The following is a 14,637-nucleotide window of genomic DNA, read 5'->3' on the forward strand; positions in this document are numbered from 1 at the left end:
GCTTCAAAACTGGATTGTTAGCCGAGCAGACACACTTTATGAATTCGCCCAAACTCGAGCTGGATCGCTCCAAGCAAAGGTTTCAAATGGTGAGACTGAATATATTGCGCGATGAACTTGCTGGGTGCGCGCAAGGTGATCGTTTGATCTTGCGTTTCAACAAATTTGAGTTCGCGATACCAGCTTTCAAACAATAATGCTTCAGATTCTGATAGGCGCCGAAGCGCCCGGCCCCACGGGTCCTGAAGGTCTTGTCCTTCATGTTCAACAGCTGCTGGTCTTTCTTGGCCAAACTGAACATGAACAACCTTTTCGGTTGATTTTGGGCTTTGTGTCTCCATGCGCGATACAAAATCAGAACCAACATTTTGCCAAACCGGTTCGCTCAGGCGATAAATCTCTGCGTAGTTGAGTCGATACGCTGCAACGCGGCCTCTAACCCCAGGCCTAAGCTGTAGAAGAATATTAGAATCCGTCAATCGCTTAATCTCTCGCTTGACGGTTCGTTCGTCCACGGACCAGAGGCGGGCCATTTCTTTTTGCCCGACCGTCAGCTCATCAGTGCGCCAATTGTATCGGGCCGTTATCAACGCAATGAGCCGCATCATCGAACATTGAAAGCCGGGTGTGCCATTCAATCCTGCAACAGAGATTGCAGTCAAAAGATCGTACTTCTGAGAACCGGCCTGATATCCTGTAAATCGTTTTATTTCCATTTTGATACTGCCACTGTGCCTCGAGCGGATCGGTTTCGCTGACCGATTCCATCAATTGGGTTCAGTGTGATGAAATCCCGTAGTTTGTCAACGGGCTTTGAAAAACAGGATGGCCGATTCTTTCTTCAAAATCAAAAGAAAATTCGGTTAATAGGATATGGGTGACACTCTACTGTCACCCTATTGGGGGTCGAGTGTCACCATATATCTGGTAATTGATCGCTGCCTGTCACCAAAACATAGCTTCGCTTTCGAAATACCTCCCGTTTTTACAGAGTCGGAGGCGAAAAAGCGGAAATTCCGTTCTTTACGTTTTGCAGTTTTCGAAAATCGCGTTATTAGAAGGTATTCGTGATATAACAAGAGCAGCACCATGCGTGACCACACCGACCTTCAAGCTATGAACGAACGAAGCCTGGCTCAACAGGCTGCCGTCCGCCGCGCTACTTTCTCTCCCGCTGACGAGAAAGTGCTTCGACCATTCTCGATCTGGGAAATTAGCCAGTTCATGTTTGATGTCCCGGCGGACACCTTGAGAAAGAAGTTGGCAGAAGACCCGTCTCTTCCGCAAGGGGCGACTGAAGATGATGGGCGGCAAAGATGGTTTTCTCTGGCTGAGATAAATGAGTTGAGACGGCGCCTGAGATTTAGAGGTAAAAGCCTTCTGCCTCAAAGGCCGGCAGGCCGGGCTATGAGGGTAGCGGTTTCGAACTTTAAGGGTGGTGTCGGCAAAACTGTCGTTGCCCAGCACTTGGCGAATGCGGCCGCGCTTGATGGTTACCGTGTTCTGGTGGTGGATTTCGACCCCCAGGCGACACTCACGCATTCAATGGGTCTGGCTGAAGTTAGAGAGTGGAATACTGTCTGGGGCATTATGTGCCGCGATCTCTGCCGTGAGGCGAACCGGATCGCGGACGAATATGATGATCCCGCAGATTGCCCCTACCCTACTGCCGACGAATTGCCTGAAGATGTTCAGTCGATTGGCGCGCAACGTGTACAAGACTTCATTCAAAGAACTTCATGGTCGACGATCGACATCATCCCGAGCTGTGCGAACGCGGCCTTCGTTGAATTTGCGTCCGCTCAGTACAGGTCCATTCACAAGGCGTGGAGTTTTTTTGGATGCGTAGCAAGATATCTCGATGAGTTGCCTGACGACCAATATGATTTGATTGTTTTCGATTGCCCGCCGGCAATTGGATACCAGTCTTTGAATGCGGCCTTTGCTGCTGACATTCTCTATATTCCGTCTGGTCCTGGCTATTGGGAGTATGACAGTACAACGAGTTATCTTGGTCAGCTTGGCGATGCCTTGGAAGACATAACCAGCGGGTTCGAACGTATTGCAAAGGATGCCGGTATTACTCTTCCTAAACGGTTCGATGATATACGCGTTCTCATGACTCGCTTCGAGGCTAGCAACTCTTTGCATGTCGCGATGATGGACGCCTTTAAAAATGTCTTCGGAGCCGACGTCTGTCAAAATCCTATCGAAATGACGCGTGCCGTCGAGCAGTCAGGCAGATTCCAGATGTCTGTTTACGAGCAAGACTACAGACAGATGACTCGAGACACATGGAAACGGGCGCGTCAGTCCTTTGATAGTGCATATAGCGAATTTAAGGATGTTGTCCTACGGGCCTGGGAGGCACGTACTAAAGTTGAGGAGCGGGTAGAATGAGCGGTAATAAGTTTGGCTTCACTCCGATTGATGAAGATGACCTCAAGAAAACACGCCGCCGCGAAGTGGGTCCGATGGGGGCTGCGGTTCGCGAGACAGCAAACAGCTTAAATGAAAGCACTGAGAACCGTGTCGAACAGCGACGGCAAAATGCCTCCGATGCCAAGGAGTATCGTAGAGCTCGTGACGAAGGGCGAGTCTTGGTTGCGGTAGGCATCAATGAAATCCATACGACAGATCTGCCAAGAGATCGCTTGGATCTCTCGGCCGTCGCAAGTTCCGATGAGATGGATGAACTCAAGGCTTCAATTCAGGAACGTGGCCAGAAGGAGCCCATAGAACTTTACAAAGATTCAGATGGTCGCTTCCAGCTCAAAAAAGGTTGGAGACGAGTAACTGCTCTTAAGCAGCTTTATGAAGAGACCGGTGATGAACGGTTTGCCAGTGTTACAGCGCGAGTTGCCGAATCCCAGAGCGATCGCATCGACCTCTACATTGACATGGTTGAGGAGAACGTTGTTCGGGAGGACCTGACTTTCGCTGAGATGGCGCAAGTCGCAATTCTTGCTGCCAAAGATTCAGAGTTGGGGGCAGGGGATGCAGAAGCTTTGGTCGGAAGGCTTTACTCATCTTTGCACAAGATGAAACGCTCCTACATTCGCAGCTTTGTTTATCTGCTCAATGAACTTGAGGGTGCGTTGCTGTTTCCAAAGAGTGTCTCCAGAAACCTTGGCGTTGAGGTTGCGCGTAAACTTCGAGCGTCATCGGGTTCAGCTGCTGGGTTAAGAGATGTGTTGGTGCGCGCATCCACAGCCGGTGAGCAAAATGAGGCGCTGGATGCCTTCTTGGCAGATACTGATGCTGAATCGGGTAGTGGCAAGCGACGTGAGAAAGCCGAGAGCGTGAAGTATGAGTTCCACGTGGGAGGCTCAAAAGTCACTGCGCGAAAAGGAGAGTGCAGGATATTGTCTGGTCAGGACTTTAGTTCGATTGACCGGTCGAAGCTCCAGAGAGCGGTTGAAGCTTTCGAAGCTGTTTTGAACGAGTAGTAACCCGCGGGTTACCCATGCTCAGATTTCTTGATTTCAAAGGCGGTAACCCATGGGTTACCGCCTTCTTCGTTTAGCGCCAGTTCACCCCAACAGGTCCGTCGCCGGGTTTTCGGCGATATCGACGTCGTCATAGTACTTTTGTGCCTGGGCCATGGAGCGATGCAGCGAGAGGCGCATGGCGGCTTGGATCGGGGCGCCGTCCAGTGCGGCCTGGGTCAGAAACCCAGAACGCAAACCGTGCGGCGAGGCGAAGTCCTCCGGTAACCCTGCCAGCTGGAGGCGATGTTTGACGATCTGATAGATCGCATCCGGCGAAAGCCGACGTTTCAGCACACGATCCGCTTTTGAGACTGGTCTGAACAGTGGCCCGTTCTTAATCTGCCCAACTTCGATCCAATGGACCAGCGCCTGGGCGGAGCGGCCTTTCAGCACCAGCCGCGGCGTTTCACCTTTGGTTGTCGTCTTGGTCTCAAGCAGTGAAATCCAGATCAGCCCCTTCTCGTCGAATTCCTTCAGCGAGACGTCTTCAAACATCAACCCGGTGATCTCCGAGCGCCGTCTACCACCAGAAGCCCAACCCAGCATCAAGATGGCGCGGTCGCGGCAATCCCGCCGGGACCCCCGACAGGTGGCCAGCAGCTGCTCGAGAATATCGCGGGTGATCGGGTGCTGCGATTTTGGGGCAGGGGGCCGAGCTGCTGCCCGGCGCGCCTTGGCACGGGCCTGCTTCACCTGCGGCGCACCGAAAGGGCTGGTCAGGTTCTTCATTCGATGAAAGGCAAGCCAGGAGGCGATGCGCCGGTCCAGCGTCGAGGGGGCAGGGCAGGCGAGAGACTTGCGCAGCCCCTGGGCAATCAGCGCTTCTGCGGTTTCACGCGCCACATCCGTTTCTGGTGCGTCATTCAGGTCGCGGGCGTGATCGAGAATGAAGGCGAGGGCGGTGGCCTCTGATTCCGGCCAGTCCAGCGTCGCTGCGAACCGCGCGGACTTCCAAGCGGTGACATAAAGCAGATCCCGCTCATAGGCCCGCAACGTGTTTTCCGGTGTGCCACGCACATAAAGATCAGTGAGCGCTTCCTGATCTGTGTCCGAGAGGGCAGGGGTGGCGGGGAGGTATGGGGCAGGGGGCTTCATTTACCCATTCTGCGTCAATTTGGGTCAGATTTCAAATAACATGATAAGGGATACTTATCGGATATAAATTAGATTTGGTGGTGTAACTAAAGTAAAAGGCAAAAAACATGAATTGTGCGCATAAACAGGAAGGGCGACCTGTAAACGCTTATGTTCCAAAGGCGTTTCTTCGTTGTACATGCTTTCAGCAAGGGCTCTGTTGTAAGGATCTGTTGCAAAGTTTTGACCATTGACCTTCGTAGCGATAGCGCCTGTGTGGCAAACGGCATTATCCAGTTTAAGGTTGGTCTATGATTTCTTTCAAAGGTGCTCAGTATCCAAAGGATGTGATCCTGTTCGCGGTCTTCTTTTATGTCCGCTACGGTGTCTCCTATCGAGACCTGGAAGAGATCATGGCGGAGGGTTTTGTTGCAAAGATTTGAGCCCTTGAGTTGTTTCAGCAATCGATTGTGAGTCAGGTGCCAAGCTCAGCGAACTGTTGAAATGGACAGAGTCCGGGCGTGAGTTGGCCCTTGCGGATCATATGCGACACTTCGATTCCGTCGAGCGTTGCTGCTGCTGAAGCAAATGCCTTGAAACCCAGCATTGGTCGAGTGCGGCGCTTGATGAAACGGTGATCCTGCTCAACGATATTATTCAAGTATTTCCGCCTCACCATCTCGATCGGAATGGGGCAACCAAAGCCCTTGAGCATCTTGTTGATAGCAATGATACCAGCGGTGTTGGCACCGCTTTTGTCGATGACTATCTTTCGCGGCAAACCGTTGATCTCCAGCATTCGGGCGAAAAACTTCGTAGCAGCCGGCTTGTTTCGCCGCTCGGACAGCATGAAATCAAGTGTTTTGCCGTGTTTATCGACAGCCCGATAGAGATATACCCACGCGCCTTTTACTTTGATGTAAGTCTCATCCATTCTCCAAGAACGGTCGCATGGCCCTTTGCGGCGACGTGCCGCTTCGGCGATTGCGCCAGAATACCGTGTCACCCAGCGGTTCAGTGTGGTGTGGTCCACTGAAACGCCGCGCTCCGCCAGTTTTGTTGCAAAGATTTGAGCCCTTGAGTTGTTTTCTCGTCCTTCAAAGAAATTTGCGACAGAACCACCTTGGGATCCAACACCAAGTATATAAGAAAAACTATAGTTTTAAAAAGAATAATTAATTTGTTTTTATGCTATATGCCGCTACATTTAAGTACCAAATTTCGATCTACCCAAGTCCGCTGATCCAAAACTAAGGGCTAGCTATGAAACTTGTGAAACGCTAGACTGGTTCGCCTGCAACACCTGCACAGGCACAGGTGGAACCTATGTCCACACCTGCCGAACAATCGCAATCGGTATCTCGGTCCCTCCGGTGAGTTTTCTCGCCGCCAGGGTGGCCTATGCGATGTCCCGGGCCGGTGTTGTCACGTTAACCGTCGTTCGGTTGCTCATGCTTGGATTTGGACATAGGTGACATCGATGAATTCATCGTCGATCAGCTACAAGCACCACCGATTTCCTCCTCAGATCATCGCTCACGCGGTGTGGCTTTATGTTCGCTTCAATTTGAGCCTACGGGAAGTTGAAGAGATGCTTCTACAACGTGGGATCGATGTTTCTTACGAGACCGTCCGCCGTTGGGTCTTCAAATTCGGGCCGGCGATAGCTCAAAACTTGCGGCAGAGACAGGGCTGCCCAGGTGATGTCTGGCATCTGGATGAAGTTGCCGTGAGAATCTCAGGTCGCAAGTATTGGCTTTGGCGCGCGGTCGATCAACATGGCATCGTGCTGGACGAAATACTCCAACCGAAACGGGACAAACGGGCTGCAAAACGGCTGTTACGCCGCCTGGTAAAGCGTTTTGGTATTCTTCCCAAGCGGATCATCACGGACAAACTGCGCTCATATGGCGCCGCCAAGCGAGAAGTCGCGCCGGGGTTGGATCATTGGTCACACAAGGGTTTGAACAATCGAGCCGAAAACAGCCACCTGCCATTCCGTAAGCGGGAACGAACGATGCAGGGGTTTCGGTCCCCAGGAGGTTTGCAGAGGTTCGTGACAACCCATTCAGCCGTTCGGAATTGCTTCTGTGCCCCCGCACGCCGTCGCTCAGCCTTAACAATTCGATATCACCGCCTCGAAGCATTTGACGCCTGGAATGCCGCCACTCGAGCTGCTTGAAGTCCGGGCATCAGCATTCCTTGGTGGGTCGGAAGTTAACGTGACAACACCTGATGCCGCCGTCGCTAATGAAGCTACGATCCCGGACACGTTTATTTACGGAATGGCGCCGGCCAGCGGCAGAATGTCCCTTGAGGATCGCGAAGTTGTTGTGGATGCGATAACGCTCGGAATGAACATCGTCAGTGGGCTGCATGAATTTCTTAGCGATGACAAGGAGCTCGCCGGATTTGCCAAAATTCACGATGTCACGATACGCGACATTCGCAAGCCGCGGCCAAATCCCGACCTGCGCCTGTTAGATGGCAGTATTGGAGACGTCCAGGCGATCCGCATCGCGGTGTTCGGCACCGATTGTGCAATTGGAAAGCGTACAACCGCGACAATCCTGACAGGCGCACTTAACGCGCATGGGATCAAAACAGTTTTGGTCGGCACCGGCCAAACTGGTTTGATGCAGGGCGCCAAGTATGGTGTCGCGATGGATTCGGTGCCGCCGCAATTTTGTTGTGGCGAACTTGAGCGCGCTGTCGTTGCGGCATCCGAGGGTGAGCACCCGGATGTCATAGTGATCGAGGGCCAGGGCGCGCTAAGCCATCCGGCTTTTTGCACATCAGCCTTCATTCTGCGAGGCAGTCAGCCACATGCAGTTATTCTTCAACACGCGCCTAAACGAAAACGTCGATGTGATTTCCCCAACATGACTATGCCCGACCCTTGCGATGAAATCACCCTGATCGAGGCTTTTGCGAACACAGAGGTAATTGGCATGACGATCAACCATGAAGGAATGAATGATGTTGAGATTTCAAAGGCCATCACAGACTACAACTGCAAATTGTATCTCCCGGTCACTGACGCATTGAACCGTCCTCCAAAAAACTTGGTGAATATGGTTCTATCTGCCTTTCCGCGCTTGCAACCCGTACGTGCTACGACGATTGAATGAGCAAGCTGCGTATCGACGTTGATCTGGACAAAATTCGGTACAACACACGGTTCCTGGTCGACCACCTTAGACCCCGCGGAATTACGGTGACAGGTGTGACAAAAGCCGTTTGCGGTCATCCTGAGATTGCGAATGCTATGCTTGAAGGTGGCGCGACAGGGCTGGCGGACGCGCGGATCAGCAATATCATGCGTATGCGCGATGCTGGAATCTCGTGCTCCATATCCTTGATCCGAACGCCCATGCTGAGCCAGGTCGCGCAAGTCCTTGATAACTGCGATGTCAGCTTCAACACTGAGATGGACATTATCGCCAGCCTGGCCATCGAGGCGCTGGGGAAGAACATTACTCACAATATTATCCTGATGGTGGAAATGGGGGATATGCGGGAGGGCATCTTGCCTGAACACCTTGAGGGCACTGTGTCTCAAATTCTTAGAATGGAAGGGATTTCTCTGAAGGGGATTGGCGCAAATTTTGCCTGTCTGGGTCATGTGGCACCCTCTGCAGGAGCAATGGAATTGCTTTCGTCGCTTGCCGCCGACACCGAACTTGCAAGTGGACCCGCTCTGGAAACAGTGTCAGGCGGCGGTTCTGCCAGTTTGCCATGGGCGCTTGGCAAGGGGGCGACCGGAAAAATCAACAACCTGCGTCTGGGTGAGGCCATCCTGCTGGGTACCGATCCCGTTTCGGGGTACGCGATCGACGGGCTTTACACAGATGTTTTCACGCTTTGGGCGGAAGTGATCGAAACGAAGACCAAATCAAATCCAAATTCCTTGCAATTGAATTATCCTATACCTTCTATGCAGTGTGTGACTTTAGACAGTCCTTCGAAAACTCGGTCGATCCTTGGCATTGGACTCCAGGACACCGATGCAGCGGGTCTAATATTCCCTGCTGGCGTCACGTTCGTCGGAGCCACCAGTGATCATATCGTTGTTGAAAACACCAATTGTCTGCTTCGCCCTGGTGGCGAGGTAAAGCTGAAATTGAACTATAGCGCGCTCTCGCGCGGCATGGCTGCACCTGATGTAGCAAAAGTCTTCCATGGTGATGGCGCATTGGTTGACTGCACCCCAGCGAACACTGATCGCCCATATTCGAAGCGAAAGTAGCGCGCCAGGGTTGCCGCCGCCTCGGTTCTGCTTCAGCCACCCGTCTTATTCTACGGCTTTACGTAGTAAATGAGGCACCCAATCCCTATATTGGATGTAGCCGCATTCACTTTTCACACCCTATCTGGGCTCGTGGGTGTTGCGGACAATCAAAGGATCAAAATGATGTCTTTCAAAGACCTGACGACCAGAGCGGCTGCCGCACTGAAGGAAAACGATGCGGACGCGTCAAAAAAAGAAGTGACGTCGAAAGGGCAGGACGCCGTCCCCGAAAAATCAAAGCCTAAACCTCAAAACTGATAATACCCTGCCGGGAGCGGGTGGCTTGTTCTTGTTTACATCTCCGAGCGAGCGGTATCAGCAAAGGAGAACTACCCAAATGAACCAACTAATCAGCAAGACAATCGCAGTCTTTTCCAGGCCGTTTACTTTCCCTGGCTTTGACGAATTACTCCCGGCGGGCGAATACGACATAGAAACTGAGCTTTCCGCACCACCAGATTATTTGGATCCAGAAGCCTGGAAAGCATCAGTGCTAATCTTTCTGCTTCCACGGAAATCTCACCCCGGTCTGGCGCGAACCTTGACCGTTTCTCTTACTGATTTGGAGAGAGCCCGCGCAAAGGATAAATTGTCTTCAAAGCAGTTGTCGCAGTTCTTGCTCGACCAACTTTTGGCCGATCCCATGGTGCAATTGATTATGGAAGCGGATGGTGTGTCTGAGACTCAACTTCGGCACCTCTACTCGGAGTCGCTCATTTCTGAGGCAGACGACGGATCATCAGATCAACGAGCCATACCACGAGGATGCGCAAGCGGTTCTCGGTATGCTTTCGCTGTCCAAGCTGCTGAGAACGAAGGAATGCCAGTTCGTCCTATTAAAACCCCTCGGATTACAGGCCGTCCCATCGGACAGTCTGAACCAGGCAGCTCCTTCAATCTCAAGGCTTAGGGCTCGGAACTTTCTTTTCCAGTCGCTGTATAAACCAAAACAGAAATCGAGGCTAAGAACTCATGGAAGACTTCGACAACGACGCAGATACGATCATGGCTCGCGCCCACAATGACGTGCCGCAAGAACGCCCGTGTCTTCGTTGCAGAACGCCATTCTGGAGCGAAGGGTTCGGAGAGCGGATTTGTCGACGCTGCAAGGGGTTGAGCGCGTGGCGAAATGGCGTATCAGTAAGCCCTGGGTTAGCTCGGCGTCGCTGATAACCTGACGCCGGTCTTACCAGCTTTTCTGATCATATCTCATTTTATCTTATTGGTGCTGACCCGGGCCTTTTAACGTGGAACCCGATCGGTAATCGGTGCTGAAGACGAAGCGTACGCGCGGTTTGGACTCGAACCGTTCTTATGCGTAGTGATATGGGCTCAAGCCGCCTAATGCACACACTTAAACCATGCCAGTATTCATAGTCGGACAGCAGGCATTCACGCCGCTTGTACTATTCGGTGGTCAGCGCGGTGCTGTTGCTTGGGTGCGGAGGGTGGATCGGAGTGCAAAATATGCCAAGAGTCCAACTACCTGCAGTAACCCCAAAACCCAGAGCTTGGAACAAGGGGCGGATCATCGGTCAGAAACGACCGCTACTCCCAAAACAGGTCTGGGCGATCCGTGCCCGGCTCGAACTTTCTGGAAATCTGCGTGATCTCACAATGTTCAACGTCGCGATTGATAGCAAGCTACGCGGCTGCGATCTGGTCAAACTCGCTGTGACCGATCTTGTCAAAGACGATCGCGTCCGTGAGCGTGTTTCGGTGATCCAGAGCAAAACCAAGCGATCTGTTCAATTCGAACTGACGGAAAACACGCGAGAAACTGTATTGGTATGGGTAAAATCACCGGAAATGTTTGCTAGCCGGTTCATGTTTCCAAGCCGATTCCATGATCGACCACACATCTCGGCGCGCCAGTATGGCAGGCTGGTTCGAGACTGGGTGACCGCAATCGGATTGGAACCGAGCGGATATGGCACGCATTCGCTTCGCCGAACCAAAGTAGCTGAGATCTACCGCAAGACAGGAAATCTCCGCGCGGTCCAACTTCTGCTTGGGCACACAAAGGTCGATAGCACCGTGCGATACCTGGGCGTTGAATTGGAAGACGCGCTAAGCATTGCAGAGCGCATAGACATCTGAGACAGTTTGGCGAGCGGCGCTGTCGGTCGCCAATCCATAGTGGTTCTAGTTCTTTTACGCAGGAGTGGGACGTAGCGTGCCCTGAGCGGAAGTGTCAAAATCTTGTTGCGTACGCTCGCAGCACAGTTTTCTCGGCTCAGGCGCAATTTACAGGGTGCGGGACCGAGCGGCCATTTGATCACGCCGCGAGTACTTGTGCAGAAGCGGCGCGAAAATCGCTGCGTTGCAGCCAATGTTATCAGGCCAGTCATTCATAGTCACGGGGAAGCCTTGATCACATACTCCTCTTTCGCCGCACTCAGGCCAGACAATTTCTTTCGGTAGTTCACCAAGGATCTTGGTCACCGGCAGTTTCAAAAACTACCTGCCCTGGCGGTACTTGCATTGCGACAAGGGAAACTTCCTTGACTCTATTCTGGCTAAGGACCACAAAAGTGCATTGGTGAAAGTTACTCGTCGCCGCGATGCTGCCGGCTTCGATGATCCAATGGCCTTCAGAATAACTGTAGCATGTGCCCCAGCATAGGAACGGGTTTCGCTGGGGTCTTCGCTATGAGCTCGTTCCTCGCAAGCATTCGCAACTGTCACCTGACAAGCCCCAGTCATCGCGTGAACCATGAAAGAAGGCGCCGTATGAACTGCACATGGCTTATAAATTGCGTGTTTGATGCCCGATAGATCAGGTCTCAGGCTCCTTTTCAATCAGTCATTCATCGTGTTTACGCGCTGCATTCTTTGTTTGATCCCGACACTCTTGGTGTTGCTCTCCGGAACGCAGCTTCCCGCCCAGGTCGCGGGCAATGCCGATGGGTCTGTTTGTGACGAAGGTTTCGAAAACAAGAACGGATCCTGCCAAAGAACAGACGTACCAGAAAACGCATATTTGACGGGTAGCTCCTATGGTAGCGGCTGGGAATGCAATCACGGTTTCCAGAATGTCGGAGAACTCTGTGAGGAAATAAGAGTTCCTGAAAATGCCTATCTTGCATCAACCGGAGATCAGTGGGAGTGCAATCGGCTGTTCCAGCGTGTCGGGGAACTCTGTGAAGAAGTGATGGCACCTCAAAATGGGTACGTCGAAACCCGGTTTGGCGTGCAGGAAATACACTGCAACTGGGGATTTCGTAAGGAGGATCAGGATTGTGTTGCGATTAATGTCCCGAGCAACGGCCGCCTGACTGACAATAACAGCGCGGATGGTTGGGTGTGCCTCAGAGGTTACAGGGCAGCGGAGAGCGGTTGTGAGCCTGTGGCTGTTCCACAGCATGCATATCTTGCACCTGAAACGTATTCCGGATGGAAATGCGAACGTGGTTTTCGCGCAAACCGGGACAGGTGCGTTGCGATCCTTGTCCCTTCAAACGCTCACTTGAATCGAAGAGGTGATGGTTGGGAATGTAATCGGCCGTTTACACGACAGAACGATAAGTGCACCGAAAATGTGCCGCGACAATAGGTTGGTGGGAACCAATACCGCCTGACATATCCGGAAGGACGAATCCGTGAACCATAACTCGATTGACGAAAACCTGGGTAAAATACTCAAAGCCGAAAAGGCGCAACGCTGGTCCTACAGCATAAAGATGTTTGTCGCATTGGCGGTGATTGTTGCGGCCATAATTGTGGTGGTGTTTCTCTGATGCGTAAAAGCACCCCTCAGGTTAGCCTCCGACACCCAAAATCGGCAATTCACGACCTAGAACAAAGAGCATTTCAGGAACGCAGTGTTCGTAAGTCGCGGAACGCTGACGTAGCCGGTGTGATTGAGGAACAGTTTGGCAAGTACTTGATTAAGGCCGGCATTCTGAGCGGTAACAGCGTTGCGCGCGCATTCCCCAAGCCACCAGCTAAAACGCAGGCAATGATTGCCGATGCAGTTGGTGAAACACCAGAGTTGGCCATTGAAGCCTTAAAAGGAATTCTCGAAGAACGAGACAGGAAACGTAGCGGTCAACGACGTTTGGAAGGAAACTCCGGCACGCTCGTTCCCAGTGCAAGAGAATATGCAGAGGCATTGCGCCAGATCAGGCTCACCCCTGCGCAGGTCACAATGCTCAAAGCACTTACTATCGCAGGTAGGGAAGGTCTGACCATTGGTCACTTGTCTCAGGCAGCCGGTTACAAATCACGCGAGGCCTCCATCAAGGTTTTCAAGAAAATCGGACTATTGATCGCAGAATATCTGGAACTGGACCTACCCGAAGCCGGATCGGTACAGAATGATGGCGCCGCTCAGGTCCTGGCATTTTCTCACATCGAAAGTGACGATGAGCCAGCAACTTGGATTATGCATCAGGAACTGCGCGACGCTGTTCGTTCGGTTCTATGACGTACGTTCCAGCCCCCGCTTTTGTAGAGAACTCTGAACCGGAACAAATGCACGAAAGGTTGCACACGTAGCTTATGCTGGAGAAGAAACCATACCCGCTCGACCTGATCTATGTACCTGTGAAGCGTGCAAAAACACTTGATCAGCAAAAAGTCCTGACGCTGGCCGAAGATATTCTGAAGAACGGCCAGAAGACCCCGATCCAGATACGCGCGGACAACAAGAGGTTCGTGCTGATTGAAGGCCTTCACCGACTAGAGGCCATTCGCGCCCTCGGCGGTGATACTGTCGAAGCCTTTTTGGTGCGCGCCAGGCTACACTAGATGCCTATTGGAATTGGCGTTCGACAAAGCCTCGGAAAAAGTCAGCAGACGTTGACTTTTTTCATCCCAAAGATGCAATCGTGCGCAATGAAGGCTCTCATATAGAGTAATACGCTGGCAATTTTCCAACTCGGAATGGTCACGCAATACCTCGTTTAGCCGATAAAACGGTATGCGGCTGGCAAGGTGGTGAACATGGTGCACACCGATATTGGCAGAGAACCACCGCAGGATGCCTGGCAGGGCGTAGTGAGAACTTCCATAGAATGCGGCGTTCTGAAGATTCCACACTTCTTCCCGCTCCCAAGTCGTGTGTTCAAACTGGTGTTGAATATAGAATAGCCAAATACCAATCGATGCGGCGACGATCATGGTTGGAAGGAATACAAAAACCAGTACATCCAGGCCTCCGGTCCAAAAAATCAGAGCCAGGACCACCGCAATCGCGGCGTTTGTTCCCATTGCACTTGCCCAATACAGCCAGCCTGACCGCATGAAACCAAAGGGCAAGCGATTTTGAAAAAAGAACGTGTAGACCGGTACGATACAGAACAGGAAGAAGGGGTTCCGGATTAACCTGTAAGCGGCACGCCCGAACCAATTCCGTTTCAGGTATTCCTCAATGGTCAATGTAGGAATGTCACCCATACCACGCCGATCAAGGTTACCGGTTGAGGCATGGTGAATCGCATGGCTTTGCCGCCAGACGTCATAGGGTGTCAGGGCGAGAACACCCAGAACCCGGCCGGTCCAATTGCAAACGGTGCGGTTTCTAAAGAAGGATCCATGACCACAATCATGCATAATGATAAAGATACGGACCAGAAATGCGGCGTTCAGGATGGCCAATAGAACAGTGACCCAGATACTAAGGGATAGCGCAATCCACGCTGCGCCCCATAGCGCGAAAAAGGGGATGACAGTGATTGTCAGTTCAATAACGCTACGCTTCGTATCGGGCACACGGTATTGCGCGAGCGCCCGGGTCAATTCCTGCTGTTGCAACTGACTTGTTCTCCAAGGGCTTTT

The 14,637-nt window shown here is 52.2% G+C and carries 14 protein-coding genes and 2 pseudogenes; 12 read left to right on the plus strand and 4 right to left on the minus strand.

What is annotated here, in order from left to right:
• Positions 1 to 17: 17 nt before the first annotated feature.
• Positions 18 to 716 (minus strand): DnaA N-terminal domain-containing protein, encoded by a 699-nt coding sequence (locus ACR0EL_RS16135; protein WP_480501077.1) that lies wholly within the window; start codon positions 714 to 716, stop codon positions 18 to 20.
• Between the two features lie 373 nt (positions 717 to 1,089).
• Here ACR0EL_RS16135 and ACR0EL_RS16140 point away from each other — a divergent pair, with 373 nt between their 5' ends.
• Both ACR0EL_RS16140 and ACR0EL_RS16145 read left to right on the plus strand, forming a co-directional pair.
• Positions 1,090 to 2,400, plus strand: a complete 1,311-nt coding sequence (locus tag ACR0EL_RS16140) for an AAA family ATPase (protein ID WP_170474763.1) — start codon at positions 1,090 to 1,092, stop codon at positions 2,398 to 2,400.
• A complete protein-coding gene (locus ACR0EL_RS16145; RefSeq protein ID WP_480501079.1) occupies positions 2,397 to 3,449 on the plus strand; it encodes a ParB N-terminal domain-containing protein in 1,053 nt (350 codons plus the stop codon). The genes ACR0EL_RS16140 and ACR0EL_RS16145 overlap by 4 nt, the downstream gene beginning before the upstream one ends.
• 84 nt (positions 3,450 to 3,533) lie before the next feature.
• Here ACR0EL_RS16145 and ACR0EL_RS16150 read toward each other — a convergent pair whose 3' ends face one another.
• Positions 3,534 to 4,586 (minus strand): tyrosine-type recombinase/integrase, encoded by a 1,053-nt coding sequence (locus ACR0EL_RS16150; RefSeq protein WP_480501081.1) that lies wholly within the window; start codon positions 4,584 to 4,586, stop codon positions 3,534 to 3,536.
• Positions 4,587 to 4,876: 290 nt separating this feature from the next.
• Between ACR0EL_RS16150 and ACR0EL_RS16155 the strand changes: the two are divergent.
• Positions 4,877 to 4,987 (plus strand): annotated as a pseudogene (locus ACR0EL_RS16155) (IS6 family transposase); the annotation flags it as partial.
• 53 nt (positions 4,988 to 5,040) lie between these two features.
• Here ACR0EL_RS16155 and ACR0EL_RS16160 read toward each other — a convergent pair.
• A pseudogene (locus ACR0EL_RS16160) lies at positions 5,041 to 5,619 on the minus strand (IS6 family transposase); the annotation flags it as partial.
• 426 nt (positions 5,620 to 6,045) lie between these two features.
• On the opposite strand from ACR0EL_RS16160, the gene ACR0EL_RS16165 reads away from it, so the two are divergent.
• From ACR0EL_RS16165 to ACR0EL_RS16205, 9 genes are all read left to right on the plus strand, one after another.
• The gene (locus ACR0EL_RS16165; RefSeq protein WP_170389003.1) at positions 6,046 to 6,747 is read left to right on the plus strand and encodes an IS6 family transposase; all 702 of its coding nucleotides are present in this window, start codon (positions 6,046 to 6,048) and stop codon (positions 6,745 to 6,747) included.
• 40 nt (positions 6,748 to 6,787) lie between these two features.
• Positions 6,788 to 7,696 carry an N-acetyltransferase DgcN family protein gene (locus ACR0EL_RS16170; RefSeq protein ID WP_480501083.1) on the plus strand — a complete coding sequence of 303 codons (909 nt, stop codon included), beginning with the start codon at positions 6,788 to 6,790 and terminating at the stop codon, positions 7,694 to 7,696.
• Positions 7,693 to 8,814, plus strand: coding sequence for an alanine/ornithine racemase family PLP-dependent enzyme (locus tag ACR0EL_RS16175; RefSeq protein ID WP_170743322.1), 1,122 nt, complete (start codon positions 7,693 to 7,695; stop codon positions 8,812 to 8,814). The genes ACR0EL_RS16170 and ACR0EL_RS16175 overlap by 4 nt, the downstream gene beginning before the upstream one ends.
• A 165-nt stretch (positions 8,815 to 8,979) precedes the next feature.
• A complete protein-coding gene (locus ACR0EL_RS16180) occupies positions 8,980 to 9,114 on the plus strand; it encodes a hypothetical protein (protein ID WP_269149748.1) in 135 nt (44 codons plus the stop codon).
• 79 nt (positions 9,115 to 9,193) lie between these two features.
• Positions 9,194 to 9,766 (plus strand): hypothetical protein, encoded by a 573-nt coding sequence (locus tag ACR0EL_RS16185; RefSeq protein WP_170743321.1) that lies wholly within the window; start codon positions 9,194 to 9,196, stop codon positions 9,764 to 9,766.
• Positions 9,767 to 10,323: 557 nt separating this feature from the next.
• Positions 10,324 to 10,956 (plus strand): tyrosine-type recombinase/integrase, encoded by a 633-nt coding sequence (locus ACR0EL_RS16190; protein WP_170743320.1) that lies wholly within the window; start codon positions 10,324 to 10,326, stop codon positions 10,954 to 10,956.
• Positions 10,957 to 12,458: 1,502 nt separating this feature from the next.
• Positions 12,459 to 12,596, plus strand: a complete 138-nt coding sequence (locus ACR0EL_RS16195) for a hypothetical protein (RefSeq protein ID WP_170743319.1) — start codon at positions 12,459 to 12,461, stop codon at positions 12,594 to 12,596.
• Positions 12,596 to 13,285 carry a hypothetical protein gene (locus ACR0EL_RS16200; RefSeq protein WP_480501086.1) on the plus strand — a complete coding sequence of 230 codons (690 nt, stop codon included), beginning with the start codon at positions 12,596 to 12,598 and terminating at the stop codon, positions 13,283 to 13,285. The genes ACR0EL_RS16195 and ACR0EL_RS16200 overlap by 1 nt, the downstream gene beginning before the upstream one ends.
• A gap of 74 nt (positions 13,286 to 13,359) precedes the next feature.
• Complete coding sequence (locus ACR0EL_RS16205; RefSeq protein ID WP_170452343.1) at positions 13,360 to 13,608, plus strand: ParB N-terminal domain-containing protein; 249 nt, start codon at positions 13,360 to 13,362, stop codon at positions 13,606 to 13,608.
• Here ACR0EL_RS16205 and ACR0EL_RS16210 read toward each other — a convergent pair.
• Positions 13,600 to 14,598 carry a fatty acid desaturase gene (locus ACR0EL_RS16210; RefSeq protein WP_480501088.1) on the minus strand — a complete coding sequence of 333 codons (999 nt, stop codon included), beginning with the start codon at positions 14,596 to 14,598 and terminating at the stop codon, positions 13,600 to 13,602. The genes ACR0EL_RS16205 and ACR0EL_RS16210 overlap by 9 nt on opposite strands.
• Positions 14,599 to 14,637: the final 39 nt, after the last annotated feature.

The organism is Ruegeria sp. AH12 (assembly GCF_056541465.1).

Excerpts from the sequence above, each read along its gene's own strand:
- ACR0EL_RS16135 (WP_480501077.1), bottom strand. The coding sequence starts at position 716 with ATGGAAATAAAACGATTTACAGGATATCAGGCCGGTTCTCAGAAGTAC.
- ACR0EL_RS16140 (WP_170474763.1), top strand. The coding sequence starts at position 1,090 with ATGCGTGACCACACCGACCTTCAAGCTATGAACGAACGAAGCCTGGCT.
- ACR0EL_RS16145 (WP_480501079.1), top strand. The coding sequence starts at position 2,397 with ATGAGCGGTAATAAGTTTGGCTTCACTCCGATTGATGAAGATGACCTC.
- ACR0EL_RS16150 (WP_480501081.1), bottom strand. The coding sequence starts at position 4,586 with ATGAAGCCCCCTGCCCCATACCTCCCCGCCACCCCTGCCCTCTCGGAC.
- ACR0EL_RS16165 (WP_170389003.1), top strand. The coding sequence starts at position 6,046 with ATGAATTCATCGTCGATCAGCTACAAGCACCACCGATTTCCTCCTCAG.
- ACR0EL_RS16175 (WP_170743322.1), top strand. The coding sequence starts at position 7,693 with ATGAGCAAGCTGCGTATCGACGTTGATCTGGACAAAATTCGGTACAAC.
- ACR0EL_RS16180 (WP_269149748.1), top strand. The coding sequence starts at position 8,980 with ATGTCTTTCAAAGACCTGACGACCAGAGCGGCTGCCGCACTGAAGGAA.
- ACR0EL_RS16185 (WP_170743321.1), top strand. The coding sequence starts at position 9,194 with ATGAACCAACTAATCAGCAAGACAATCGCAGTCTTTTCCAGGCCGTTT.
- ACR0EL_RS16190 (WP_170743320.1), top strand. The coding sequence starts at position 10,324 with ATGCCAAGAGTCCAACTACCTGCAGTAACCCCAAAACCCAGAGCTTGG.
- ACR0EL_RS16200 (WP_480501086.1), top strand. The coding sequence starts at position 12,596 with ATGCGTAAAAGCACCCCTCAGGTTAGCCTCCGACACCCAAAATCGGCA.
- ACR0EL_RS16205 (WP_170452343.1), top strand. The coding sequence starts at position 13,360 with ATGCTGGAGAAGAAACCATACCCGCTCGACCTGATCTATGTACCTGTG.